This window comes from Sulfurovum sp. bin170 (assembly GCF_010892395.1).
Lineage (GTDB): Bacteria > Campylobacterota > Campylobacteria > Campylobacterales > Sulfurovaceae > UBA1140.
In genome coordinates, this window is the sequence record NZ_JAACKB010000006.1 from 1 (window position 1) to 2,993 (window position 2,993).

Below are 2,993 nucleotides of genomic sequence, written 5' to 3' on the forward strand. Positions count from 1 at the left end.
AAAATATAATTATTTATTAATTCTTATGGTTAGATAATTATACAATGGTATACTATATCTTAAAGTTTTTAAGGGAAAATAAATTAGATGCAGACATTATTATCAGTGGGACTTATTTTTGTACTAGGTGCATTTATGAAGTGGTTATGTCAAAAGATAAAACTACTCAATGTTGTGGGATACCTTATGCTTGGTCTGATTATTGGGCCAGAGGTTTTAGGTATTATAGATTATAAGTTTATAAAAGAGAGTCATATTATTACCGATATGTCTTTAGCACTTATCTCGGTTTTGGTTGGTGCAAACTTGAAATATAACTTGATAAAGGAGATTTGGAAACAGATTGCATTTGTATCTATCTTTGAAGCCCTCTTTACATTTATATTTATTAGTACAAGTTTCTATCTGCTTTTTGATTTTCTAGGTTTGGGTTTTGCCAATGAGCAGAGGTTAACCATTGCTGTTCTCTTTGGTGGTCTTGCCACAGCTACAGCACCAGCCACTGTTTTGGCTATTATTCATGAGCTAAAAGCAAAAGGGAAGTTTAGCTCTTTTCTACTAGGTGTAGTCGCATTTGATAATGCTATAGCTCTGATACTCTTTAGCTTTGTCATGATATTTACCAGTACACTTATTGGGAGTAGTGAAGTTTCGATAAGTACATTTTTTGAAGTACTTCCTATTATTTTCTATAGTATTATATTGGGGGCGGTAGGAGCTGTTTGCTCTGAGGTAATAGATAGGGTTTTCAAAAAAAATAGAAGTGTAAAAACCACATCGACACTAGGAATGATATTTATAGTCTATAGTCTAAGCTCACAATGGGGACTTGAACCTCTTTTTGCTTCGTTAGTTATGGGGGTAGTCATGGCGAATCTCTCCAATGAGTTCTTTTTGGTCAAAGAGGAGTTTGACCACCACCTCAAAGATATTATATTTCTGCTATTTTTTGCCATCTCTGCAATGCATCTTAATCTTAGCTTTTTAGTAAGTATGCCATTTATAATCATATTATATGTTCTATTTAGAATTATAGGAAAAGTCACTGGTGTCTGGTTTGGTGCAAAACTAACAGGGGCAGATAAAAACATTCAAAACTATCTAGGAATCGCTCTATTTCCCCAAGCAGGTATAGCTATAGGATTGGCTCTATCACTTCAAACAGAACCAGGTTTTGAGTCCATTGCTCCGATTATTCTAAATGTTATTATCGCTACAACTATGGTGCATGAGTTTATTGGACCTCTGCTGACCAAATATGTTTTACACAAATCTGGCGAGTGTAATAATGATAAGTGTGAGAGAGAAGATAGCTCTAACTAAACTCTATCCCTCCTCAAGACAGATGCGACAGGAATAGGTTGACCACTCTTATCAACAGCTACAAAAATAAAAGTTGCATCAGTTACACGCATCTCACAATTTTCATTACAAAATTGCTTACGGCACAGTACATCTGCTTCAACATACACGGTAACAGAACTTTTACCTATCTTTGTTACTGTTGTATGTATCGTAACAACATCACCATTTTGGATAGGCTTAAGAAAATGAAGATTACTCACAGCCACTGTCACCGCATTCACATTTATCAAATCTCCTACAGCTATGGAAGCCGCCTTATCCAGCATAGACATAATCCATCCACCAAAAACTGTACCCAATGGATTAAGGTCGCTAGGGTAGGCTTGTATTCTTAGGGTTAATGTTCGCATCAATTTTTTCCTTTTTTTGAAAGTTTAATTTCGCTGAGCTAAGCTACAAGGTTCTATTGAAGTAGGAATAGTTTTAAAGCTCTACTCCCTGTTGCCTTTTTTTATTAACCACAATATCTATCGTATAAGGGTCAATAAAGAGCTTTTTTTTATAAGCCTCAACAGCATAGCGACCTATCATTGCAGCATTATCGGAGCAATATTCTAGTGGAACAGTATGTAGAGTCTTCCCAAATTCAGAACACAATTTTTCATAAGCTTCTCTAATGTAAAGATTAGCAGAAGCTCCACCAACAATAGCAAAATCTTTAATCATCTCCTCTTTGAAAACTTTTTTACTCTTCTGAATCAGATGAAGCTTCACAGCCTTTTGAAAAGAGGCTGATATATCACATTGGTTTTGCTGACTCATCTTTTCAGCTCCACCCACACTCTCTATTGCCAACCTCACTGCATTTTTTAGTCCAGAGAGCGAAAAAGCGATAAGTGGTGAGTTTCGTAATGGCACAGGCAAAACAAAACGGTTCTCATCTCCTTTTAGTGCCAACTTCTCAATAATCGGACCGCCTGGGTAACCAAGTCCCATCATCTTGGCTGTCTTGTCAAAACTTTCTCCCACAGAGTCATCCATACTTGTAGCCAAGATGGTCATCTTCTCCAAACTCTCAACCCTAATGATTTGAGTATGTCCACCTGAGATAAGCAACACCAAGAGGGGTAAAATCTCCTCTTTTTCAATAAATAGCGAATAGATATGCCCTTTGAGGTGATGTACGGCTATAAGAGGTATCTCTTTGGTCACAGCAATCGTTTTTGCCATAGCGATACCCTCTAATAGTGTTACCCCAAGACCAGGCTGATTGGTAACGGCCACAGCTTTGAGTTTGTCAAGATAGGGCTTTGTCTCTTCTAAAATATTGGGTAAATCTATGGCGTGAAGTCTCGATGCTAGTTCAGGAACGACACCACCATAACAAGCGTGTTGTTTCTCTTGGGAGATTTTTTTGTGAAAGATTAATTTATTGTCTTTGATGTTGGTGATTGCGATTGAGCTGTCGTCACAGCTTGATTCTATGCTTAGTATCATGGGTTATTTTTGTAGGGTGCGATTGCTATCGCACCTTTTTTATGATATGATTTTTGGTGCGATAGCAATCGCACCCTACGGTTATTTGACATATGCTCTGACTTCTCTATCTATCTCTATAATCTCAGCTATATTTTTAGCCCTAACACCCTCAAATTTTTTATAAGCATCCAACACCATTTTACTCATCT

Annotated in this window: 3 protein-coding genes; 1 reads left to right on the forward strand and 2 read right to left on the reverse strand. The window is 37.0% G+C overall.

Annotated features, from left to right (window positions below; genetic code table 11):
- The first annotated feature begins 87 nt into the window (after positions 1-87).
- Positions 88-1,323, forward strand: a complete 1,236-nt coding sequence (locus GSY74_RS00165) for a cation:proton antiporter (protein WP_164663083.1) — start codon at positions 88-90, stop codon at positions 1,321-1,323.
- Here GSY74_RS00165 and GSY74_RS00170 read toward each other — a convergent pair.
- Complete coding sequence (locus tag GSY74_RS00170; protein WP_164663084.1) at positions 1,320-1,715, reverse strand: acyl-CoA thioesterase; 396 nt, start codon at positions 1,713-1,715, stop codon at positions 1,320-1,322. The genes GSY74_RS00165 and GSY74_RS00170 overlap by 4 nt on opposite strands.
- 73 nt (positions 1,716-1,788) lie before the next feature.
- Positions 1,789-2,802 (reverse strand): tRNA (adenosine(37)-N6)-threonylcarbamoyltransferase complex transferase subunit TsaD, encoded by a 1,014-nt coding sequence (gene tsaD / locus GSY74_RS00175; RefSeq protein ID WP_164663085.1) that lies wholly within the window; start codon positions 2,800-2,802, stop codon positions 1,789-1,791.
- Positions 2,803-2,993: the final 191 nt, after the last annotated feature.

What these genes read in the sequence shown, in the direction of transcription:
- GSY74_RS00165 (WP_164663083.1), top strand. Translation starts at nt 88, where the DNA reads ATGCAGACATTATTATCAGTGGGACTTATTTTTGTACTAGGTGCATTT.
- GSY74_RS00170 (WP_164663084.1), bottom strand. Translation starts at nt 1,715, where the DNA reads ATGCGAACATTAACCCTAAGAATACAAGCCTACCCTAGCGACCTTAAT.
- tsaD (WP_164663085.1), bottom strand. Translation starts at nt 2,802, where the DNA reads ATGATACTAAGCATAGAATCAAGCTGTGACGACAGCTCAATCGCAATC.